The sequence below is a fragment of the Alkalihalophilus marmarensis DSM 21297 genome, assembly GCF_000474275.2.
Lineage (GTDB): Bacteria > Bacillota > Bacilli > Bacillales > Bacillaceae_D > Alkalihalophilus > Alkalihalophilus marmarensis.
The window spans coordinates 227,392-250,230 of the sequence record NZ_ATAE01000005.1 but is presented as its reverse complement, the minus strand read 5'-3'; the positions used below and the strand labels follow the sequence as shown (position 1 = coordinate 250,230).

General features: G+C 40.4%; 26 protein-coding genes, 1 pseudogene and 1 riboswitch. Of the genes and pseudogenes, 5 read left to right on the top strand and 22 right to left on the bottom strand.

The features are described 5' to 3' along the window. Positions 1 to 21 precede the first annotated feature (21 nt). On the bottom strand, positions 22 to 207 hold the full coding sequence (locus tag A33I_RS02655) for a hypothetical protein (RefSeq protein WP_031311357.1): 186 nt from the start codon (positions 205 to 207) through the stop codon (positions 22 to 24). A gap of 673 nt (positions 208 to 880) precedes the next feature. Further along, a complete protein-coding gene (locus tag A33I_RS02650) occupies positions 881 to 1,432 on the bottom strand; it encodes a phosphatidylglycerophosphatase A family protein (RefSeq protein WP_022626913.1) in 552 nt (183 codons plus the stop codon). A gap of 205 nt (positions 1,433 to 1,637) precedes the next feature. Between A33I_RS02650 and A33I_RS02645 the strand changes: the two genes are divergently transcribed. The 3 genes from A33I_RS02645 (at position 1,638) to A33I_RS02635 (ending at position 3,495) form a co-directional block, all read left to right on the top strand. Beyond that, complete coding sequence (locus A33I_RS02645; RefSeq protein ID WP_022626912.1) at positions 1,638 to 2,372, top strand: esterase family protein; 735 nt, start codon at positions 1,638 to 1,640, stop codon at positions 2,370 to 2,372. A 138-nt stretch (positions 2,373 to 2,510) separates the two neighbouring features. After that, positions 2,511 to 3,020, top strand: a complete 510-nt coding sequence (locus A33I_RS02640) for a YjcG family protein (RefSeq protein ID WP_022626911.1) — start codon at positions 2,511 to 2,513, stop codon at positions 3,018 to 3,020. Positions 3,021 to 3,027: 7 nt separating this feature from the next. Beyond that, positions 3,028 to 3,495 (top strand): GNAT family N-acetyltransferase, encoded by a 468-nt coding sequence (locus tag A33I_RS02635; RefSeq protein WP_022626910.1) that lies wholly within the window; start codon positions 3,028 to 3,030, stop codon positions 3,493 to 3,495. A gap of 99 nt (positions 3,496 to 3,594) precedes the next feature. Here A33I_RS02635 and A33I_RS21460 read toward each other — a convergent pair whose 3' ends face one another. From A33I_RS21460 to A33I_RS02565, 15 genes and pseudogenes are all read right to left on the bottom strand, one after another. Further along, positions 3,595 to 3,924, bottom strand: coding sequence for an MTH1187 family thiamine-binding protein (locus tag A33I_RS21460; protein ID WP_031311356.1), 330 nt, complete (start codon positions 3,922 to 3,924; stop codon positions 3,595 to 3,597). Positions 3,925 to 3,999: 75 nt separating this feature from the next. After that, positions 4,000 to 4,677, bottom strand: a pseudogene (locus A33I_RS21455) (DUF1385 domain-containing protein); the annotation flags it as partial. A gap of 21 nt (positions 4,678 to 4,698) precedes the next feature. Then, the gene (locus A33I_RS02625; RefSeq protein WP_022626908.1) at positions 4,699 to 5,304 is read right to left on the bottom strand and encodes a hypothetical protein; all 606 of its coding nucleotides are present in this window, start codon (positions 5,302 to 5,304) and stop codon (positions 4,699 to 4,701) included. Between the two features lie 45 nt (positions 5,305 to 5,349). Beyond that, positions 5,350 to 6,129 (bottom strand): ABC transporter permease, encoded by a 780-nt coding sequence (locus tag A33I_RS02620; RefSeq protein ID WP_022626907.1) that lies wholly within the window; start codon positions 6,127 to 6,129, stop codon positions 5,350 to 5,352. Positions 6,130 to 6,131: 2 nt separating this feature from the next. After that, positions 6,132 to 6,842 carry an ABC transporter ATP-binding protein gene (locus A33I_RS02615; protein WP_022626906.1) on the bottom strand — a complete coding sequence of 237 codons (711 nt, stop codon included), beginning with the start codon at positions 6,840 to 6,842 and terminating at the stop codon, positions 6,132 to 6,134. A 154-nt stretch (positions 6,843 to 6,996) separates the two neighbouring features. Next, complete coding sequence (gene thiD / locus A33I_RS02610) at positions 6,997 to 7,800, bottom strand: bifunctional hydroxymethylpyrimidine kinase/phosphomethylpyrimidine kinase (protein WP_022626905.1); 804 nt, start codon at positions 7,798 to 7,800, stop codon at positions 6,997 to 6,999. A 59-nt stretch (positions 7,801 to 7,859) separates the two neighbouring features. After that, positions 7,860 to 8,972, bottom strand: coding sequence for a glycine oxidase ThiO (gene thiO, locus A33I_RS02605; protein WP_022626904.1), 1,113 nt, complete (start codon positions 8,970 to 8,972; stop codon positions 7,860 to 7,862). A 24-nt stretch (positions 8,973 to 8,996) separates the two neighbouring features. Continuing rightward, on the bottom strand, positions 8,997 to 9,776 hold the full coding sequence (locus tag A33I_RS02600; RefSeq protein WP_031311355.1) for a thiazole synthase: 780 nt from the start codon (positions 9,774 to 9,776) through the stop codon (positions 8,997 to 8,999). A gap of 5 nt (positions 9,777 to 9,781) precedes the next feature. Then, the gene (thiS, locus tag A33I_RS02595; RefSeq protein ID WP_022626902.1) at positions 9,782 to 9,979 is read right to left on the bottom strand and encodes a sulfur carrier protein ThiS; all 198 of its coding nucleotides are present in this window, start codon (positions 9,977 to 9,979) and stop codon (positions 9,782 to 9,784) included. A 27-nt stretch (positions 9,980 to 10,006) separates the two neighbouring features. After that, a complete protein-coding gene (gene thiE / locus A33I_RS02590; protein ID WP_022626901.1) occupies positions 10,007 to 10,624 on the bottom strand; it encodes a thiamine phosphate synthase in 618 nt (205 codons plus the stop codon). A 78-nt stretch (positions 10,625 to 10,702) separates the two neighbouring features. After that, a riboswitch (TPP riboswitch) is annotated at positions 10,703 to 10,811 on the bottom strand. A 75-nt stretch (positions 10,812 to 10,886) separates the two neighbouring features. Then, the gene (locus tag A33I_RS02585) at positions 10,887 to 11,993 is read right to left on the bottom strand and encodes a YqgU-like beta propeller domain-containing protein (RefSeq protein WP_022626900.1); all 1,107 of its coding nucleotides are present in this window, start codon (positions 11,991 to 11,993) and stop codon (positions 10,887 to 10,889) included. A 233-nt stretch (positions 11,994 to 12,226) separates the two neighbouring features. Further along, positions 12,227 to 13,642 carry an aspartate ammonia-lyase gene (gene aspA / locus A33I_RS02580; RefSeq protein WP_022626899.1) on the bottom strand — a complete coding sequence of 472 codons (1,416 nt, stop codon included), beginning with the start codon at positions 13,640 to 13,642 and terminating at the stop codon, positions 12,227 to 12,229. Positions 13,643 to 13,781: 139 nt separating this feature from the next. Further along, positions 13,782 to 14,711, bottom strand: coding sequence for an ROK family glucokinase (locus A33I_RS02575; RefSeq protein WP_051320794.1), 930 nt, complete (start codon positions 14,709 to 14,711; stop codon positions 13,782 to 13,784). A 98-nt stretch (positions 14,712 to 14,809) separates the two neighbouring features. Further along, entirely contained in the window at positions 14,810 to 14,992 is a 183-nt protein-coding gene (locus A33I_RS02570; protein ID WP_022626897.1) for a YqgQ family protein, read from the bottom strand. A 19-nt stretch (positions 14,993 to 15,011) separates the two neighbouring features. Then, complete coding sequence (locus A33I_RS02565) at positions 15,012 to 15,524, bottom strand: hypothetical protein (RefSeq protein WP_012958213.1); 513 nt, start codon at positions 15,522 to 15,524, stop codon at positions 15,012 to 15,014. 217 nt (positions 15,525 to 15,741) lie between these two features. On the opposite strand from A33I_RS02565, the gene A33I_RS02560 reads away from it, so the two are divergent. Further along, complete coding sequence (locus A33I_RS02560; protein WP_022626896.1) at positions 15,742 to 16,137, top strand: YueI family protein; 396 nt, start codon at positions 15,742 to 15,744, stop codon at positions 16,135 to 16,137. A gap of 79 nt (positions 16,138 to 16,216) precedes the next feature. On the opposite strand, the gene A33I_RS02555 is transcribed toward A33I_RS02560, so the two are convergent. Next, on the bottom strand, positions 16,217 to 17,680 hold the full coding sequence (locus A33I_RS02555; protein WP_022626895.1) for a spore germination protein: 1,464 nt from the start codon (positions 17,678 to 17,680) through the stop codon (positions 16,217 to 16,219). Positions 17,681 to 17,804: 124 nt separating this feature from the next. Here A33I_RS02555 and A33I_RS02550 point away from each other — a divergent pair, with 124 nt between their 5' ends. Next, positions 17,805 to 18,689, top strand: a complete 885-nt coding sequence (locus A33I_RS02550; RefSeq protein ID WP_022626894.1) for a hypothetical protein — start codon at positions 17,805 to 17,807, stop codon at positions 18,687 to 18,689. A 3-nt stretch (positions 18,690 to 18,692) separates the two neighbouring features. Here the strand turns inward: A33I_RS02550 and A33I_RS02545 are convergent, their stop codons facing one another. From A33I_RS02545 to nhaC, 4 genes are all read right to left on the bottom strand, one after another. After that, positions 18,693 to 20,231 carry a rhomboid family protein gene (locus A33I_RS02545; protein WP_022626893.1) on the bottom strand — a complete coding sequence of 513 codons (1,539 nt, stop codon included), beginning with the start codon at positions 20,229 to 20,231 and terminating at the stop codon, positions 18,693 to 18,695. Continuing rightward, positions 20,232 to 20,996 (bottom strand): HAD family hydrolase, encoded by a 765-nt coding sequence (locus A33I_RS02540; RefSeq protein ID WP_235806154.1) that lies wholly within the window; start codon positions 20,994 to 20,996, stop codon positions 20,232 to 20,234. A gap of 148 nt (positions 20,997 to 21,144) precedes the next feature. Further along, positions 21,145 to 21,345: a hypothetical protein gene (locus tag A33I_RS02535; RefSeq protein ID WP_012958207.1), complete on the bottom strand. Its 201-nt coding sequence runs from the start codon at positions 21,343 to 21,345 to the stop codon at positions 21,145 to 21,147. 43 nt (positions 21,346 to 21,388) lie between these two features. Beyond that, complete coding sequence (nhaC, locus tag A33I_RS02530) at positions 21,389 to 22,777, bottom strand: Na+/H+ antiporter NhaC (RefSeq protein ID WP_022626891.1); 1,389 nt, start codon at positions 22,775 to 22,777, stop codon at positions 21,389 to 21,391. Positions 22,778 to 22,839: the final 62 nt, after the last annotated feature.

The window sequence follows — 22,839 nt, the reverse complement described above, 5'->3', positions numbered from 1 at the left end:
GAATAATTATTTAAGACTTTTTTATACCGTTTCATCATATGTGTAACGAACGATGTACTTATTCGTCTTAAGTTTGCGGACCTCCACTAATGGCCCAACTTCATAGCCGTTCATCCAATTATCTTCAAGCTTTGCTTTAATGCACCCCGCTTGAAATTTCGTACGAAACGTTTGTTTATAGTAGATCCACTTCGGCAACGATTTCATCACTAGAGCAAACCTTCTTTCATCCAATATCTTCTATTATACTGAATTCTGTCTGCTCAAGCAATGAAGAGGCCGCGTGTGTAACCTCGCAGCCCTTGAAATTCACTTCGCTTTTTTGGGAGCAGGTGAACCTTGAAAACTTTTTTAACTAAGAGTGCTTTAAACATGGGTTAGAGCATAGTCACCGCTCCTGAAATATACTGCGCTTTCCGTGGGGAGCTAGTGAGCTTCCTCGGGCTAAAGCCCTGTGGGATCTCACTCCTGCTCTAGGCCCCACAGAAGTCTCCACATATTTCATCCGCTAAGTACTGTCCTTGAAACGGATTTAGTGGGATGATTTCTATTTAGAGCAGACCAAAATTAAATTATCTTCACTATAAAAGATAAATCACTGAACACCTGCTTTAAATGATAGGAACCACTTATTAACCTGCTCGCTCCGTTGATTGTAGCGGAAGGCACCGACTCCAGCGGGATGCGCGTGACCAGGGAGATCTCGCAGGAGCGTAGCGACGAGGAAGCTCCCGGGCCGCCCGCGGAAAGCGTGTGCCTGCAGCGGAAATCAACAACTATGGTAGGGCGACTTTTACTGATAGGTATCTCACAAGAGCGGAACGATAGGGAGGCTTCGGGACACTCTGTGGAAAGCGAGTACATACAGCGGAAGCCTTGTTTAACCGATCAACTCTTCATCTTCTCGCTTTTTAATATCTTCAAGGCGGCGGTTTTCTTCGATGTCACGCAGCCTATGTGCGAGTCTTGCTGCTGCACTTGCTGCGATACTAGCTACAAGATCATCTAGGAAAGTATGTACTTCTGTTTTACGTTTGTCCAGCTCATTAATAATCCCGACTTTTTGTTTATCAAGATAGCCAAATGACGTTACAGCTATACTTCCAAACCCAAAAACAGAGCCTAGTGCAATCGTTTCATCTACACCAAATAACCCTTCATCTGTATCAATTAAAGACTGCAGCGGTTCTGACAGCTGCTTGTTTTCAGCTAGTTCATCTAGCTCAATCCCAACTAAAATAGCGTGCTGAATTTCCCGCTTACATAATACTGCATCTACACTCTCGTAGCATTGTTCATGCGTTACATGCGCATTATAAGGACGTTGCAGATCGTAGACAATGGATGCAATATCATCTATTGATACGCCTCTATTTTTTAATTTTTCTCTAGCTGCTTGTTCTACTACTTCACAATGTACAGGTGTCTTCATGATACATCCCCCTCTTTTTTCTCTATTTTATCATAATTTACAGAATAGTCATTCCTCGTGCATCATTCCTTTGATGCAGCATTCAAAAAAGGCTTTTAGACATGAATTATGTTAAAATAAAACCATTACGTAATGAATATGTACCCTGATATCCGGTAAATAAAAACACTTCATTAAATTTAGTAATAAGAAAGGATTGGCACAGATGGCAAGACCTTATAAAGGTACTCTTTCTGAAGAAACATTTAACAGTGAGTATCTACAAACGGAGCAGAAATTACTTTACTATACTCCACCAAATTTCACTCCATTAAAATCGTATGATATGTTAATCTGTCAAGATGGAAATGATTATTTTCAATTAGGACGTATCCCAAGACAGGTTGAGGAATTAGTTGAAGAGGCGGAACTTCGCGATGTCATTATTGTCGGGGTACCTTATCCAAGCGTTGACGAAAGAAGAAAGCGCTATCACCCAGATGGTGAAAAAGCCGAAGCGTATATCCGATTTTTGGCACATGAGTTAGTCCCTTATCTCGATGATAAATTCCCAACACATCAACTTGCAGCAAGCAGAACATTAGCTGGTGATTCTCTTGCAGCTACGATCTCGTTAATGGCAGCAATCGAATATCCGAGCCTGTTTGGACAAGTAATGATGCATTCTCCTTACGTTAATAAGACGGTGCTTGATGCCGTTTCAAATTGTATTAAACCTGAATCAATTGCGATCTATCATGTCATTGGTACAAAAGAAACGGAAGTCAAAACCACCGATGGAAAGGTGCTAGATTTCCTCTCCCCTAATCGTGAATTAAATGAATTATTGACAGAGAAGAATTTTCCGTACACTTACTTTGAATTTGAAGGAGATCACACGTGGACATACTGGCAAAAAGATTTACCACGCGCCCTAACTACTCTCCTTCCGTATGATTGATTGCAATAGGATTGATTGCAATAGGGTTGATTGAACTGATGTGACTGCTCTTTTTTACAAAAAGGACTAAGAGCCAATAGACATTTTTAGTAAGTATCTGTATGATAAATAAAAACGAGATTGAGGAGGATGAGGTCAATGAAATATGGTATTGCATTATTTCCAACCAAGAAATTGCAAGATTTAGCGAATTCATTCCGTATGCGCTATGATTCCCATTATGCTTTAATTCCACCGCATATTACAGTTAAAGAGCCATTTGAAATCAGCGATGATAGTCTTCCCTACATTACATCTAAATTAAGGGACATTGCTAAAAGCTCATCACCTGTAGAAATTAATGTGTATAAAGTAGATACTTTTTCTCCACAATCAAATACGATTTTCTTTAAAATTAAAGAGCACGAAACGCTTTCTGAATTATATGCTAAGCTTCATCAAGAGCCTTTTGAAGAAAACACAAAATATAAGTTCATTCCTCATGTGACGATTGGTCAAGACCTATCAAATGATGAAGTGGCAGATGTTGTAGGACGTTTAAGAATGAAAAAAATTGAGCACCATGAAGTGATTGATCGCATGCAGCTGCTGTATCAATTAGAAAATGGTTCTTGGACCGTTTATGAAACCTATCGCTTAGGAGAATAACAAACAGATGAATGTAGTTAAAGTTATGAATGATCAACAGTTAAAAGATGCTTATTCCATTCGAACGAAGGTATTTGTAGAAGAACAAAACGTACCTAAAGAGGAAGAAGTAGAAGATTTAGAAGATCAAAGCATTCACTTTGTCATGTATGAAAACGACCGTATAATTGGTTCAGAAGATATTGGTTCAGAAGATATTGGTTCAAAAGCAATTGGTGCAGGACGCTTACGCTTGGTTGATGGGTACGCTAAAGCTGAACGTATATGTGTGGCAAAAGATGCACGCGGCACTGGTGCAGGACGTTTTTTAATGAATGAAATGGAAAAAGAGGCGCTGAATCTTGGTGTTTCAAAGGTAAAGCTTAATGCTCAAACACACGCACAACCCTTTTACTCGAAGTTAGGTTATGAAATCACTTCGGATGAATTTCTTGATGCGGGCATCCCTCATGTGTCAATGGTGAAAACATTATAACTTCTTACACAAAAAAACGAACCGATTGGTTCGTTTTTTTGTGTGTTTATTGCCTATTCTATTTTTGTTTGAATTATTCGACTTAGTTATTCGATTGAATCATTCGATTGAATCATTCGGTTGCTGTTTCATGCGAGCTTCTACTGATGCACGTTTACTTTGCATCGTTGACTCTTTATCCCTGCGGTCATCAATACGAATATTCGTTGCCACACGCTTTAATCCATGCTTAAACGGCACCTCATGAATAGCTTGGATAACTTCAAATAAGATTGGCAGCTCTCCTTCAATCAATGTACTCATTGGTGTTAATTCATAGGTGATTTTATCTTCGTATGATGATAACACATTCTGAATTTCAGCTACATATTGACTCACACTTGGTGTCTCCGTTCCAATTGGTATAACTGTAACATCAACAATTGCCATATGTTTCTCCTCCTTCTTTTTCATCACTTTCCGCGTTGCTAGATGTTCTGGAAACTCTTCTTTAGCGAGCGTCCTGTAAGACTGTATCGCACATATTAAATGCTTATGTTCTGGTTCTGCTGTTGTAATTTTCTCTTGCAGCCAATAAGAGATGGTTAAAATGAATTGTTGAAGCCATTTAAACCCTGCTATCTTTCCTCTCATCACGAACTGAAGAAGCGGAATGAAAAGAAGCGCTGCATAGGAGCTATACATAAGTGCTTCAGTTACCTGTAATCCAGCTGCCAGGAAAATGATACATAAACTTATCACACTTAAAAAGTAGATCACTACAATATTTGTTGAACAAAAGCGATTCGTTATTGCTGCTTTTTTTATTCGGTATAATCTCCCCCGGCGCTTAACTCCCCGATCACTAAACACCTTATGCTCCGCACCATGGTATTTTCTTAAACTGTTAGGGAACATGAAATGCGTCCCAAACATTAAATAGAAGAGCGTGTAAAACGGCAGTCCATTCCACTCTATTGCCAATGGCAGTTTAGGGACAAATACTAGAGCTATCCATGCTAGTACAACAGCCTTGAACCATAAGGGCATTGATAAAATGATCTGCTTTGCCATTATAAGGACTGTTTTTGTCTCATAAGGCTTAATCCATGTCACTAGCCGGCCTTTATCGTGATAGGAACAGGCTATATGTGTCTTACCCATAAAGAAAATTCCTCGCTGATAAGACAATCCACGAATCATCATCTAGCTTATCCCCTCTCTTTATTGGCTAGATTGCTGTGCAGGTGTCTCTTCTTTTATCCAATACGGAACATTAGCAGCCCCGCTAAAATCAGGATTTGTAAATAATGCATCTTCTTTTGTTAAAGGACTATGGTTAACCCATGTATGGAGCATACGGATTGAAATATCCTCTTTATTTATCTCATCACCGTTCAAGCGAACAACAGCCTGTCCTTTATTACCTAGGCTTTGATGTTCTCGTACCTCATTAGGGTAGGCAAAAATGACCCCGTTACTGACGGCTTCGCCTTCGGATTCATAGATCACTTCGTCTCCATAAACTAATTCAAGCTTCATATCTGTAAATGTAATGTCTTCTCTTGCATGCCCTTCCTCATCTAGTACGGCTACACTTACATAATCTTCACCATAAAGGCCGCCATCCGGCATAGAAGCCCATTCCCAGTTAATGTTTACTAACCATCCATCACCAGTATCATCTGCCTCAGCAACTAAACCCGTTTCCTCTTTAAGTTGTTCATGTGTCAGCGTTTCATTTTCACCTAAGAAATGATAGCCTCCCCAGAACATAATGGCCATCAAAATAGCCGGTAAAATTAACACTAGTTTATTCCCGTTAAACATGTTGGTCGTTTCCCCTTTTTATCTACTTCTTTTATATCTGCTTACCTACACTGATCCGTTGTCATTCACCCGTTTTAATTGTAAGTTCTGATTGAAAAACTTTCTGTACGTAAACACCGTAACAAGCATGGCACTAACTGATACAGCAACAAAAATACTTAAAGAAATGACTATCTGGTAACGAATTGCAATATGAGGTGATACTCCCGCCAGTATCAGCCCCGTCATCATTCCAGGAAGCTGTACAAGTCCAATTGTTTTTAACCCATCTACATTAGGAATCATTGCAGCACGGACAATCCGCTTGATAATCGGCTGTGTCGCTTCTTTTGGTGTAGCACCGAGTGAGAGAGCTGCAAGGAGCCGATTATGATTTTCGTTAAATTCACTTTTCATTCTTTCTAAAGCAAGACCTATGGCTACCATGCTGTTTCCAATCACCATACCGCTCATTGGAATAACTTGTTCTGGTGTAAACTCAATCATATCAAATCCAAGCCACATAGAGAGGACCGTAAGCTCAACAGTCACTAAAATGCCAAAAATTAAAAGCAGTACTCCAGAAATGCCACGACCTTTCTTAGCCGCATGAAAACCAGCCACTGTAATCATAACACTCAGCATAATCGGTATACCAATTAAGGGCGGCAGCTCGAATAAGAACGTTAATAAATACCCTATTAAGAATAATTGAGCAGCTCCTCTAAATGAGGACCAAGTGATGCTCCCTGCTAAATTCAACGAATAGACATAAGATAATGAAACGGGTATTAATACAAAAATGATGAGAAATAGCATTGATACATTTGAAATTTCTGGAGCCATATTTATTCGTCCCCTTCCCCGTCACGATACAAAAATCGCCTTGCACGCTCTGTTTGTGGAGACCTAAAAAACTCCTTAGATTCACCGGTTTCAATCAGTTCGCCTTTTTCCAAATAAAAGGTTTGATCTCCTAGGCGCTCTGCCTGTTCGACATCATGGGTCACCATGAAAATGGTCTTGCCTCTCTTCTGTAATGTCCGGATGAAATCTTCAATTAATTCCACATTGCGCAAATCGAGTGCGCTTGTCACTTCATCCAGCAATAGAATCTCTGGCTCGTTTGCTAGCGTTCTCAGGAAAGCAACACGCTGCTGCTCTCCGCCTGATAATTCATCTATAGGTTTATGTAAGAATTCAGGAGAAAGGTGAACGGATTCTAAAAGCTCAATGGTTTTTTCATCAGACCAATCTCTATTATGAAGATTCGGCCCATAAGATACATTTTCTGAAACTGTCCCATCAAATAATGCAGGTGATTGAAACACCATTCCGATCTGTTGCCTTAGCTCAACAATAGGGTAGCTTTCAATCTCTTTTTCTTTAAATGTAATTGAACCTGACCTCTTATCATCTAAACGGTTCATCAAATACAAGTGACTGCTTTTACCCGCTCCAGAAGGCCCGATTAATGTAACAATTTGATTTTCCAGCACAGTAAATGAAATTTTATTGAGCCGTTCACTGCTTACATTGCTCCACTTAATAATCTCCATAACTCACCTCGGTTTCCTCGACGATTTGATCGTATTTCGAACTGGAATGTATATATTATACAGGATGGACAAATAAAACAAAAAGTCTACCCAAATGATTAAATCATATGAATAGACTTTAACACGTTTTCACTTTAACTATAACTATATCCTATCATAATAGAGAATTCTTATAAGCATGATGATTCGTTGGTCCAATGCCTCCCCCAATTGAAAGAGAATGACGGATGGCTTCGGTAATAAAAAGCTTCGCCGTTTGAACTGAATCTTTAATTGATTTACCTTTCGCCAGTTCCGCTGCAATGGCAGCCGCATACGTACAGCCGGTACCATGAGTATGCTTCGTCTCAATCCGCTCTGTCTCTAAGTAATGAAGTTCCTCTCCGTCAAATAAAAGGTCCACTGCCGGTCCATTTTTTAGGTGACCGCCCTTTAAGACCACATATTTTGGTCCAAGTTTATGCAATTCTTTTGCTGCCTTCTCCATGTCCTCCAGTGTCTCCATCTCTTTTGTACGAAGAAGCTTAGCCGCTTCCGGAAGATTTGGTGTGATAACTGCAGCGATCGGCAGCAGTTCTTTAATTAATGCTTCAGTAGCTGCATCCTGAAGCAGCACCGCTCCGCCTTTAGCAACCATAACCGGGTCGACGACAATATTTTGGACATGATACTGTTTGCATTTTTTTGCAACAAGCGTAATGATTTCTGCAGAAAATAACATGCCCGTTTTAACAGCGTCTACTCCGATATCAGAGAGAACAGCATCAATCTGTGCTTCAATTGCTTCAAGTGATTGAGGAAACACACCATGCACACCTAAAGTGTTCTGAGCTGTCAGGGCAGTGATTGCACTCATTCCAAACGTATCAAGTTCTTGAAACGTTTTTAGGTCTGCTTGAATTCCAGCTCCCCCCCCAGAATCTGAGCCTGCTATGGTTAAAACTTTTGCCATCGTCATGTCTATTCTCCTTCTTTCTTACCTTAAGTTTCAGTTATTCCATTTGTCTCATTCATTATTTAGTATGTAAAACGATTCGGTGCGAACGTTTCGATTGGAACAGGCGTCTTTTCATCGCTAAGCAATGCAGCCACTATTTTAGCGGTAATAGGGCTAAGAAGAATTCCATTACGATAATGCCCTGTTGCAAAAATAATATGCTTTGCACTCGGGTGTTCACCGATAAAAGGGTAGCCATCCTGCGTTGCTGGTCTTAATCCAGCCCATGTATGAAACGGATTGAGATCTGTTAAGAAAGGAAAGATATTATTGTTCCAATTCGTTAAACGGGCTATTCCTTTTTCTGTAACATCCGTCTTAAAACCTGCAATATCTTCAGAAGCTCCGTTTACAAGCGTCCCATTTGCCTTAGGAACCAAATACCCTTGGCTCGTATAAACAATATGATTCACTTGTTTATCTCCTAGTTCATAAGCGCAAATTTGTCCGCGTATAGGATAAACAGGGAGATTTAAGGAGAAGGTTTCTTCGAGTTCCTTTGACCAAGCACCGGAGGCGATAACGAGTCGTTCAGCTTGAAACCTCTGACCGTTTTTTGATACTAAATCAATATCTTCCTTCCAGCTGTGAATCTCAACTGCTTCAAGTTCCTCAACGATTGTGACACCATTTTTCCGGCATGCTTCCTCAAGGGCACCAACATAGTCCGGGGCAAAAACATGACTTTCTTCCGGATAATGCATTGCTCCTATAATAGAGTCAGAAAGATGCGGTTCAAGCTTCTTTATCCGAGTCGCATCAACAAGCTCCGCCTCTGCTCCCCATTCCCTTTGCCAAGACTGCCTGGTTTTAAGTGCTAATAGATCCGCTTCATGGTACACAGCATGAAGACTTCCACTATTTGTATATTCAAAATCGTGTCCGCTGAGATTTTTGACTTCTTCTTGCCAAACTGGATATTCTCTTAAACTAGCAAGACATAATCTAAAAAAATCATCAGGGTCTTCCCCTATTTCAGAGTAAGGAGCAAGCATCCCAGCTGCCGCACCAGACGCTTGTCCCCCGCAGCGCACTTTCTCAAGAACAGTCACGTCATGACCTTTCCTAGAAAGTTCTAATGCCGAAGCAAGTCCGATCACACCGCCTCCGAGGACGATCACACGATGAGTCATTGATCTTCACATCCTCTTTTGTTTTTATCGCGAAATGAGGGACTCATACCCGCTGCTTGCTGTCGCGTACTTCTTCTTTGGAATTCTGCCTGCTTCATAAGATGCACGTCCTGCCTCAATCGCAAGCTTCATTGCATGAGCCATCTTCACAGGATCCTTCGCTTTTGCTACGGGCGTATTCATTAAGACACCATCAACCCCAAGCTCCATTACTTCAACGATATCTTTTGCAGATCCTAAGCCAGCATCTACAATTATCGGCACGTTAGAGTCTTCTGCTATTAAGCCAATATTGTACGGATTTAATACACCAAGTCCTGTACCAATCGGCGCTCCTCCAGGCATAACGGCAGCTGCCCCAGCCTCTTCTAATTTACGGCATAAAATGGGATCATCTGATGTATAAGGAAGCACAACAAAACCCTCATTTGCCAACGTTTCTGTTGCCTTTAGTGTTTCGATAGGATCAGGAAGCAATGTTTTTTCATCTGCACTAATTTCAACTTTGATCCAGTTGCTGATTCCTGATGCTTTCGCAAGTCTTGCAATGCGGATTGCTTCTTCTGCATTACTAGCTCCTGATGTATTAGGAAGATACGTAAAGGAATCTTGATCTAGATGCTGCAGGATCGCATCCTCACTCGGAGCATCTAAATTCACGCGGCGAATCGCAAATGTTAATACTTCCGCTTCTGATACTCGGATTGCTTCATTTTGAACAAATGGATTGGGATAACGCCCGGTCCCAAGAAAAAATCTTGATGATAATTCTTTACCAGCTATGACTAACTTTGATGATTTCATTGTCATCATCCTCCCCCAACAAAATGCACTAATTCAATCTTCATACCTTCTTCTACTTTCGTCTCTGCCCAACTGTCTCGGTCAATGATCTCCCCGTTAACCTCAGTTACGACAAGATGCTGTTCTAATTGATAATGCGTTACTACATCAAGCAGCGTGTCAGCTTGAATCGTTTCCTTTTCACCGTTAATGATTAACTCCATCTGTCTGCCTCCTTCCTTTCTGTAAGATTACTTGAGGATTTCAATAAATTTTTCGCACGTCCCTTTAACATCATCTGCCCCGACAATCTCACTGATCATACAGACACGCGTGGCACCTGCAGCTAATACTTGATCGACATTGTGCAGCTTGATCCCGCCGATTGCTACAAATGGAATTGTGATTTCATTGGCCACTTGTTGAATGTATTGGGTTGTCACAGGATCTACGACATCTTCTTTACTCTTTGTTTCAAAAATTGGACCGACTCCAATATAGTCTGCTCCACCTGCTTCAGCCGCACGGGCTTCTTCGATTTTATGCGTAGAAATACCAATGATTTTGTCTGGACCCATCACTTTTCTCGCTTCAGTCAGGGGAAGATCGTCTTGTCCTACATGAATACCGTCTGCATCTACAGCAAGCGCTACATCTATATGGTCATTTACGATAAATGTTACATCGTGTTTCTTTGTTAATTCACGTAATGCTTGAGCTTTTTTAAGCACATCAATTTTTTTACTTTTTTTATCTCTTAATTGAATAATATCGACTCCGCCTAAAATAGCTTCTTCCATTACTTCAATTAAGTCACGTCCCTGATGAAATTCTTCTCCGGTAATCGCGTATAGTTTAAAATCTTTCATTCTATTCACCCCTATATGATTTCAGCATATAAAAAGCCGTATCCCAAAAACGCATGGGACACGGCTACATATGATTCACTCATTTGCAGTCGACTTCCCTACGCTGGTACGAACCAGATCAGGTACAAGGGTAAAAGGAAACTACCTTTTTCTCAGCCTGCTTAAGCGGGCACCCCTAGCCTTCTACAGCTTTTTATTTAATTGATTACACCCCTATTATGACAGAGTGCATAAAAATTGCAATGATTTAACTTGAGCTTTCTTAAAATAAGCTTACCTTCTCTTTATTGCCAAGCTCCACTACTTCCTCGAGCCGATTCCCAATCAGCATTTTCCCGCCGCCTGGGGAGAGCTTAATTGGCAAATGCTCTTCAAGCTCGGTAATGCTTACCTCAGCATTCGTTCTTGGATTGTATTTCAGTAGATTGTAGCCATCTTCGTAGCTGTAATAGTCTCCGCTGTACTTTGGACGTAAATAATAAAAGTCCCCCTCATCCGGGTCGTACATATGAAAGGGAATCCACCACAAATCAGAATACGTATTTAAAATGGGCATCTCAAGTTCGCTTATTTCTTCTGCACCTTCTGATTTAAATGTATACGTTGTATACAGTTCATACATGGAGTCAACCGAAACCTCGAGCTGAGTGTGATCACTGTAAGACATGAAAGTAATAAGCGGCTTTTCCATTTCTTTAGCCTCACCTGTACCTAGATCATACAACACAAGCGGTGCCTCATAATTAGGTGCAGCAGCGTCCCAATTTAAGTAGGCAATTTGGGTTTCATTTACCCATTGGAAATACGTTTGCGGGATTTCTATTGCGGTCACTGTCTGTTCATCGACATTGACATGAAACACGTCAAAATTCCAATCAGGCAAATACGTAATGAGCATCATCTCACTAGGCTTGTAAGGATTCCAATATACTGTATAACTATCCCCAAAGTGTTGAAGCTCTAACTGTCTATTTCCTTCTGCATCAATCACATACATTGAGGATTGGTCAAATTCATCATACGTCACAATTGAAAATAACGTAAGGTCCTCGTTCCCTTCCACCTCTGTAATCCACTCTTCCGTTTCAAAAAAAGGTTCCTCAAGGCCAGAATAAAGATGATATTTTTTCAGGGTAGATAATTGGTCTTTCTCCTCAACATATAGAATTGTATCTTCATCAAACCACTCACTAATCATTGCTATGCCGTTTGATTCTTGGATGGGTTTTATCGTATCACTCTGAAAATAAGAGGAGGACGCAGCGGGCTTTGGTGTTAAATTAACAGTGGATTCGGGCAGGGGCTGACTTTCACGGGAACAACCAGCCAAAAGAACTACAAACAACAAAATAATAATCAAACGCCGCATATTCCCCCTCCTTTCTTTCTAGTATTTTCACATTATCGCATGGGATTGATGGAACAACAATAATCTTAGAGCATTATTTTGTGATTTATGTAGGAATTTTTTTCATTTTCTATCCAATTAAATTCTAACCTCTTCTTATTAGACGTTTATTCAAGTAAAAAGTTTCACAAAACTCATTAACGCAGTAAAAAAACACATTACCACCTAAAAAAGGGATAATGTGTTTTTTAGATTTAGCCATAAATAAACCTTGCTCCAGCAATTCCTGGATTCGTCATTTCTTTAGGATCGAGAATTTCATTTAGTTCTTCTTCTGTTAAAATGCCTCTTTCCAGACAAATTTCACGAACAGGACGATCCGTTTGAATGGCTTCTTTTGCAATACGTGTCGCCACTTCATATCCTACATGCGGATTAATCGCTGTAATAATCCCTACACTGCGCTCAACCATCTCACGACAATGCTCAATGTTTGCTGTAATTCCTTCAATCGCATATTCACGGAATACTTTCATTCCATTTTGTAAAATAGACAGCGATTGTAGAAGGTTGAATACAAGCACAGGCTCCATGACATTTAACTCAAGCTGGCCTGCTTCTGAAGCAAGACTGATCGTTTGATCGTTTCCTATCACTTGGAATGACACCTGGTTCATTACTTCACACATCACCGGATTCACTTTTCCAGGCATAATAGATGAACCTGGCTGTCTTGGCGGCAAATTGATTTCATTCAAGCCTGTCCGCGGTCCAGAGCTCATTAGGCGAAGGTCATTTGCAATCTTTGATAAGTTAATCGCCATAATTTTCATCGCACTAGATAATTCTGTATACGCATCGGTGTTCTGAGTGGCATCAACTAAATCTTCTGCTGTTTCAAATGGGTGATCTGTAATATCAGCTAAATACTTAGACACTTTTTCAATGTATTCAACTTTTGCATTAAGTCCCGTTCCTACAGCAGTTGCTCCTAAATTAATTTCATACAGGTGCTCGACTGAGCGAGTTAAGCGGCCTAGGTCTCTTGTAAGAACTCGTCTATAAGCACCAAATTCCTGCCCTAAGCGAATAGGCACCGCGTCTTGCAGATGAGTTCGACCCATTTTTAACACGTCATCAAATTCTTTCTCTTTTTCATGCATCGCTTCGATTAACTCATTTAATGAATCCGTAAGCCCTTTAGCTAAGTTTAAACTTGCAATGTGAATAGCCGTTGGGAAAGCATCGTTAGTCGATTGAGCCATATTCACATGTGTATTTGGGCTTACCTTCATATACTCGCCTTTTACCCCGCCTAAAATTTCAATCGCACGGTTAGCAATAACTTCGTTTGCATTCATATTGAATGAAGTACCAGCACCGCCTTGAATTGAATCAACGATAAACTGATCATTTAATTTACCTTCAATGACATCTTCAGCAGCAGTAATAATCGCATCAGCAATATTTTTTTGTAATACCCCAACATCTCTATTGGCCATAGCTGCAGCTTTTTTTACATAACCAAAAGCGCGAATTAATTCAGGGTGCGGAGGATATCCTGTGATAGGAAAATTCTCACGTGCCCTCATCGTTTGAATACCGTAATAAGCATCCTTTGGCACTTCTTTTTCACCTAATAAATCGCGTTCCGTTCGATAGTCAGTCATTGTTGTTATTCGTCCTCTCTGTCCGTTCATATCTTTTTATTTTTTATATAATTATACTGGAGTCTTATTAGTCTTAGCATGACCAACAAAACGTTGGTCATGTATATGAGTTGTCCTATTTTATAGTATGTAGCAGCTCTTAATAATGTGTCTTAGTCAGCTTTTGTTTAGCCAGCCAAGCACCGCCGATTACACCTGCATCATTACCTAAAGTCGCAATTTTAAACTCGGCACTGCTCGCCACACGCTCTAATGCATACTGATTAAAATAGGTTCTAAGTGGCTCAAGTAATGCATCGCCAGCTTTTGATACACCGCCGCCAATGACAATTTTCTCTGGATTTAGTGCATTTGAAAGGTTCGCGATTGCTACACCAAGATAAGAAGCCGTTTCATCCAATACTTGTTCTGCTAAATGATCGCCTTTAGCAAGTGCTTCAAATACATCTTTTGAAGTTAACGAACCTAATGTATCAAATTGTTCCTTTAATAAACTAGGCTCATTTGATACGGCAACTGCCTCAGTAGCAAGCCGGGCAATACCTGTTGCAGAAGCAATCGTTTCAAGACAGCCTGTTTTCCCGCAATTACACGGAGCACCGCCCTTTGTAACAGATGTAATATGGCCGATCTCCCCAGCCATCCCGCTAGCACCGTGAAGGATTTGTCCATTAGCGATAATACCGCCACCAACACCTGTTCCAAGCGTAACGCAAAGAAGATTTTTGGCACCATCGCCAGCACCGCGCCACATTTCTCCTAATGCTGCAATATTTGCATCATTATCAACTGTCACAGGAAGGCCTGTTTCCACTTCAAGCCGGTCTTTAAGAGGGAAGTCTTTCCAGCCAATGTTAACAGCTTGATAGATAAATCCTGTTTCCATTTCAATAAACCCAGGAGCCCCCATGCCGATCGCTGCTAAATGTTCTTTTTCTTGGTTTAGCTCGTTCAATTTATGATCAATGGATTTTGCAATATCCATCGTGATATGAATTCCGCCATCCTCGGTATTTGTTGGGATTTCCCATTTTGATACAATTTCACCGTATGAAGTAATGAACGCCATTTTAATTGTTGTCCCGCCTAGGTCAACACCTACATACCATTTTTTCGTCGTTGTACTCAATCGTTATACTCCACCTTTACTATTCTGTTTTTTCATGCTTAAGTTTTTTCATGTCTAATAAGCAGCAATGCCTTTTGGAATGTTTCTGCTTCAATCATTTTCATTTCATACAGTTCGCGAACTTCTTCTTCCATCAACTCTAAGTCAACAGCCCGCTCACCCGTATAAATAAAAATTCCATATTTTTTAAGCAGCTGCATCACGTCAAATAACGTGTTCATGACGCTCACCTCGGACTCATTATAACAGCTTTATGATGGTTACGAAAAGAAGCCAAATTAGCGGTAAGTAAACAATGTACGAATAACGCCATAACAACGCTTGAATTTGCTGCTGAATAAACAATCCGAGACATATGGCACAAAAAAATAAGATTGCCGCACTTACTGTAAAAAAAGTTCTAAGTTCTACAATTCCCCATTCAAAACCCATCACAAAAAACAACGAAGATAATAAGATAAGCACAATCGGTCTTCCGTGCCCAAAGAAACCGAATGTAGGATGAAAATTTGTGACAGAGGCAATAATGAAAAGGAAAGTTAGGATAACTATAATGATCTCAATAAAGCCAAAAGCAAACCAGCTTGTGACAAACATTCCGCTTAGCATGCCTAAATAAGTTAATACGCCAAAGACAAAACTAAATAAAATAACGTGCATTAGCTGCGGCGGCTGTTTAGGTGTACTTAAAAGACCGCCTAACGTGAACCCTAAAGCAAAGACAAAAAATAACATCATTATTCCAAACCACATTCCAACCTCTCCCCTCGTTTATTTAAGGAATGTATGTTAACTACCTGTAAATTGCTTATTAAGGTATTTCATGATCCTAAGCATGGAAAAATGAAACCTACACCAAGCTTATTTCGTATACGTAGTAAACCTCTCTATGCTATGATATGTCCATTGTCCAAATTAAGGACAAGAAATCATCAAAAGGGAAGTCAGAATTAGGAAAGAGGGATCCATCATGGACAAAAAAATGAAGGAAGTACTCGATCACGCTATTTACGGAACACCTGAATTAAAACCTGAAGAGAAAGCATTATTTCTCTCCAATTTCGCTGAAAGAATTCATATTGCCCTAACAAAAAGCCAAGTGATGAAAGCTGGTACATACGGGGAAGTCATTCAGTTGATGAAAACGAAACAAAACCTCAAACTTTTCTTAAATGGAAATTTATCTTATAGCATTTATTCCAATTACATTAAAGAAGCAAATCAACAATCAGTCCCTTTTACAATTGTTACTCCAACATCAGAAACACCATTTGGACTTGTTCTTGCTGATCCTGCAACTGCCATCAGCAAAACGTCTTTTGTCATCGAGGATGACTGGTACAAGCAAGATATGAACGAACTATAAAAAAAGCCTCAGTCTTGTCATTAGACAGACTGAGGCTTTTTTCTGAGATTTTCTTTTTGAGAATTTTTTTCTGATTCTTTTACCGATCGGGGTCCTGTGGATGCAGAGAAACCGGACGTCTATTTTTAAGCGGCATGGGCGCTCTAAATAAAACATCGCGCATCGCTCGTACGTTAAATGGGATAAACGGCCATAGATAAGGCATATCAAGCACTTTTGTACGGACAAGGAGCAGGATCCATAATGTAATCCCAACTATATAGCCCCCTAAGTGGAAAGCAGCTGCACTTATTAATAGTGCTACTCTAATGAATCGGTTAGCAAGACCCATTTCATAACTAGGGGTCGCAAATGAACCTACAGCAGCAACCGCTAGATAAAGAACGACTTCTGGTGAAAATAATCCGACATTGATTGCCACTTCTCCTATTAAAAGTGCAGACACTAACCCTAGTGCTGTAGCTAAGGCATTAGGGGTATGTATGGCCGCCATCCTCAACATTTCAATTCCTATTTCCGCGATCAAAAATTGAGCAAATAATGGCACGCTGCCAACTTCCTCTGAACCAATATACGTGAGCGCTTGTGGTCCGAAATTGTCATTTGTCGCAAGCAAGTACCATAGAGGAAGCAGAAAAATCGAAGCCCAGACAGCAATGAAACGTACTAAACGCAAGCCGAGACCAATCAAAGGCTTCTGTCTGTACTCCTCTGCATGCTGCATATGATGCCAGAATGTTGTAGGACTGATCATCACACTAGGAGATCCGTCCACCATGATAATAATATGCCCCTCAAAAAGATGGGTAGCGGCTACATCCGGACGCTCGGTATAACGCACAAGGGGATAAGGGTTATAGTGATGCCCAAAAATAAACTCCTCAATTGTTTTGTCTCCCATCGGAAGGCCGTCGGTATCAATTTTCTCTAATGCTGATTTAATTTCTTTTACATACTTGTTATCAGCAATATCTGCTATATAGGTAATCGCTAAATCCGTTTTTGAGCGTCTTCCTACCTGCACATATTCAACCCGCATTGTTCGATCGCGAATACGTCTTCTGATAAGTGCCGCATTCATAACGAGGGTTTCGACAAATCCATCTTTTGAGCCTCGTATGACTTGCTCTGTATCCGGTTCTTCAGGTCCACGTACAGGATACTCTCTTGTATCGAGCAAGATAACGTAGTCGCATCCTTCAACTACTAATGCTGCTGGTCCTGCTAGTACTTGATCTACTACATTATCTAAATCATCAGTCGTTTCGATCTCCACGTATGGAATTCGGCTTTTTATTAATTTATCGAGCGGCTTTTCATCAAGCATGCTTTCCGTGGTCATTGATAGCTCACGCTGAATTTGCGTTAAAGCTGAATCTTTTGCAAAGCCATCAACTAAAAAGAGTCCCATCTGCCTGCCGGCGTGTTCAAGTTCCAAGTAGATAATGTCAAAACTATCGTCTACTGCTAGTTCTTTTTTCAAAAAAGATATGTTTTTTGTATACTCATTTGAAACTCGATGTTTGACTTCTGTATCACCCATAAAACCACCTCCAATGTCTTCCTCATTATTTGCAAATGTTGGTCATACCATGCATCTAGCTCATAATTGCATAAGTACCTTCATATATATGAGGCAACCGTTTGTCCAAATGGAGGGGCTTATTATGAGAAAACGAACGATCTTACTTACAGTATGTGCGGCAGCTCTTGTCGTCGGCTTATTTTTATCTATTTACGGAAAGCCAAATTACCTGCGTGAAACGTTAATAACCTTTCCTATCGATCCTAATGCAACCTATACCGAAGCAAGCTCAAACTTAGAATTTCTGCAGTCGACGGATGAAGATGAATATAAGCTAAGATGGGATACGTTGTCCGTACTTAATGAAGAAGCGGCCATTAGACAAGATGTTTCTCTTTTATTTGAAGATGGGGTTTTAAAAGATACGATGTCTAAGTGGGAAGAAAATACGGAGCTTTTAGCACAGCAAAAAGAAGTATCAGCAGAGGATAGCGGCCACTATGAAGTGATCACATTCCATCATGCTGAACTTAGAAGACCGAATAACGAATTTAGAAGCGCCCAAGCAATCAGCTTTGATCAGCTTTATGTGATTGACTCGCCGCTAAGTCCGCTTCATGCATTTAAGATTCCAGAAACAGCTGAGGATAAAGAGAGTAAACGAATACTTGACTATATTTTAGAGCAGCAGCAAACGTATGACTGGGATGATCTGTTTGAATACTATCAAATTCCATCATCACAATACCGACGGATCCCGCTTACGAAAATAGATACGTATCAATCAGAGCCTATTCCTGGTTTAACGATGGAGGAGACAACTAAATTTCTAGGGGGGCTTTGGGAAGGATTATATAAAAACTATGTATTAGGAATCGACCTTAACGGCACAGCAGTAAGCCCGATAGGCAGCACCGTGCCGTTAATCGTTATTCCAAAAGAAAATCCAGATCATGTATTTATTTTATTTAGAACAGCTGACGATACACCCATTCAGTTAATGCAATCAATTCCTGCAGCCGAATAGTTATTAGTCAGTCATTATATCATCATATAATGCTTGATATTCTTCTTCTTCCGGAGCGAGGGCAATGGCTTCTTCTAATGAGGCTATTGCCTCCTCTGTATTACCTAACCTTGAGTGAGTCAGAGCTAGATTGTAGTGGGCCTCGTGGAAAGAAGGTCTTAATTCAACGGTTTTTAAGAGTGATTCTCTTGCCTTTTCATAATCCCCGAATTCATACTCTAAATAAGCCATCAAGAAATAAGCCTCAGGATTATCATTCTCCTCTTCTAGAACAGTCTCAATCAATGGGTAGGCTTCATCAAACCGGCCTTCCTGCATATACTCTTGGGCAAGCTGTAATGATAATAAAGAGGACATTTGTTGGTCTTCTTTTATGTGACCTAACCAAAAAAGGCTGAGAGCAAGAATAATGGTTCCTAAGAGGTAAAAAATCTGCCTCGGCCGCCCTCTTTCTTTCGGCAGCTGAACGAGCGCGGCTGCTAGAAAACCGCCAACAAGACCACCAATATGGGCACCGTTATCAATCATCGGCATCACGAAGCCAAAAACTAAATTAATTCCTAAAATAACAAGGACGTTCATTCCCATCGTTCTAAAAAACAGTTTAGGCTGCGCTATTCCAAAGTATAAAAGGGCACCAAAGAGGCCGAAGATCGCACCTGAAGCTCCTGCTGCTACTTGCTCATTAAAAGCAAAACTAGAGATCGACCCAATTAATCCAGCAATAAAATAAATAAGAACAAAGCGGCTCGTGCCATACATTCTCTCAACCGCTCCGCCTAAATAAAAGAGCGCTAAAGAATTCATAAATAAGTGGATAAACCCGATATGGAGAAACATCGAGCTAAAAAACCTCCACCATTCCCCATCAAGAATAGCTGGATTATACTTGGCTCCGAACTCAATTAAAGTCAGTACATGAGTACTTCCTCCATTTTGCTCTACGATATAAAACATGACCGCAATCATGATTAAAAGCACATACGTTGCAATTGGTTTACCGTATAAGAAAAAAGAGCGCTCTTCCTCTTCTTTTTTCTTAGTATGTTGTCTAACCTCCCGCTTCAATCGGCCGATTACGACTTCTGCCATGTCTATATCTTCATAAATAGGGAATGCGGGGATAAGATCTTTTGACAACTCACCGCTCGTTACGCTTCTCTTCTCTTCTAAGCCACTAGGAATCAACACCATTTTCATCATCGTTTGTTGTTTTTTTCCCAAGTAAAAAGGACGTGTAAGATCATCCCAAGAATCCACAGGAGGGTACATCGAAATATAGATATTCTCACCAGCTATTTTCTTTTGCTTTAATTGTTTTCTAAGGAGCTCTGCTCTCTTAACTGTTTCGGTGACATCTTTTCTTAATTGATTTTGCCAATCAAAATCTCTTCTAGCTATTCGAATGATCCGTTTTGGCTTAGGGTTCTCATCCTCAAGCCACACTTCTTTATTTTTTTCGTATAACAAGCGGAAGCCTCGTTCTGTTACATAATAATGAACAAGCTGCCAAAAATATAAATCCTGCTTCCACACGGACATCTACCTGCCCCCTCTCCCATATGTTTGAAGCCATACATATATGTCGCTTAAAGAATGTACATTAGTAACTACATTCACATGGCTCGAAGGCTCTATCTCTCTTGTATTCAAATATACAGCATCCCACCCGGCAGCCACGGCCCCCTCTACATCTTGTTCCCATGAATCCCCTATAAATAAGAATGTATCAGTGTTTAAAAGACTGTCCCTCCCCATCTGAAAGGTCTGTTCCATCAGATGAAAAAAACGCGGATCAGGCTTTTCTAACCCTGTCTCACTAGAAATAAGGAGATGCTGTTCTTCTACAAATTGATTAAGCCCTAGAGCTTCTATCTTATTTCGCTGGGTAATAGAAGGGCCGTTCGTCAAAATTCCCACCTTTACCCCAATATCCGACAACCATTTTAATAACGGCCCCATCATCGGGTCGGGCTTTGCAAATTGATGGACAATCTCATAATACTCGTTATGAAAGTCATCCGCTTCCTCCATTTTTACAGGAAGGCGGTGCTCTCTCATCGCTTCAGCATATCGAGCCCTTCTGTAATCAAGCCCGCTCATCCTCTTATGTTCAAGTTCGGGCCAAAAATGATCGCAATAATATTTAAAAGTAGTGAACCATGCTTCAAATGGTGGAGCCTGGTCAACTGAAATCTTCCATCGATGGATTTTTGTATAATAACATTGCTTAATCGCACGTTTAAAAGCAAATTCATGGTTATATAAGGTATTATCTAAATCAAAACATATCGTACTCCACTTCACTTTCAAGATACAATCCTCCTATCCCTTATAGTATAACAAGGGCTCTAAAGGTTAGGACATTAATAAGCCTTATAGTATGTATATATACGAAAAAGTCTGATGCCATACTTTAACTTTCATTAAAGTGAACATCAGACTTTCTTGTTTGTTACACATTTTGAGGTCGATTAGACTGCAGAACGGATCCTAGCATACGGTCTCTGATCATCGGGATCTGCATCGCAAAACCAATAATCACTTTCCGCAGCCAGCGGCGTCCGAGCACTGCATTAATAACACGGTAGCGGTATTTGTAAGCAAAGTAAAAAGACAAGATTAAACTAACAATTGAGATAAGACGGCTAAACATGGTCATCCCTCCTTATCCTTACTTTGCATCAAATCCACTTGCTTTATCCACGTTTATTTGCAAGAGATTGCTCTTTCCCTACCCCAATTCCAAGGTAGCCAAATAAAATGGTCATAAATGGAGACAAAAATAAGAAGAAAGCAAACGGTAGGTAATCAATCACATCTACCCCTAATGTACTCGCAAAGAAAGCGCCGCTTACTCCCCAAGGGATAAGGGGGTTCACTAATGTCCCTGCATCCTCAAGTGTTCTTGAGAGATTCTTTTTTGCAACGTTAAGCTTTGTATAAAATGACTCAAACGTTTTCCCAGGCAATAATATTGACAAGTACTGCTCTCCTGTCACTACATTAACTCCGATAGACGATGTTGCAGTCGCTGCAATCAAATGTCCACGTGAAGATAATTTTCTTGTTAGCGATTGAAGGAGAGTATCAATTACACCTATCCGTTGAATCACCCCGCCAAGCGTAAGAGCAATCATAACGAGTGAAATTGACCACATCATTGACTGCAATCCACCGCGATTGACGATGCCGTCAATGACTTCATTCCCTGTTTCCATCGAGAAACCATTTTGGATAATAGTAAACCATCTAGCAACATCACCATTCCCTTGAACAAAAGCAGCTGTTACAATACCAGTCAATATCCCGACTACTAATACAGGTATTGTCGGAAAACGTCTCATTGCTAAAATCACAACTAGAAGAGGTGATAAAAGCGTAATGACGCTAAGGATAAATTGAGAATCGAGCGCTGTAAGCATCGCTTGGATATCTTGTGTGGTGCTCGTTGTTTGGCTTCTCCCGATCATGAGAAAAAGAATGACCGTAATGACGAAGCTAGGAACGGTTGTCCAAAGCAAGTGGCGAATATGATCAAATAAGTCTACTCCGACAATACCCGGAGCAAAGTTTGTAGTATCAGATAACGGGGACATTTTATCGCCAAAACAAGCCCCGCAAACGACAGCACCAGCTGCAATAGCAGGATCAATACCAAGGGCGGTACCAATTCCCATCATGGCCACTCCAATCGTACCAACTGTCGTAAATGAGCTTCCTGTAAAGCTTGAAACAATCATGCAAATGAATAAAGTACTAACAGCAAACCACTCAGGCGAAATGATGGATAACCCGTAAAATAAAAGGGTAGGCACGGTTCCGCTCATCATCCATACAGCAATGACAATCCCAACAAGCGCCAAAATAAAAATAGGCTTGATCCCTATTTTCAATCCATCAATCATCGCACTCTCTAGTTCATTCCAACCAACTCTTAAATAGCGCCCAAAAACAGCCGCAATAAGAAGACATACTACTAGCGGAATGTGCGGTTCAACCTTTAACACAAACATACTCGTAATAATAATGGCCATCATGACCCCTAATAATAGCAACGTAAATCCAACGGTAGCTTTTTTCTCCATCCTTCTTCTCCCCTACTCTATTTCTATCACAGCACTTTCGTACTTTTACGCTTTTATGCTTT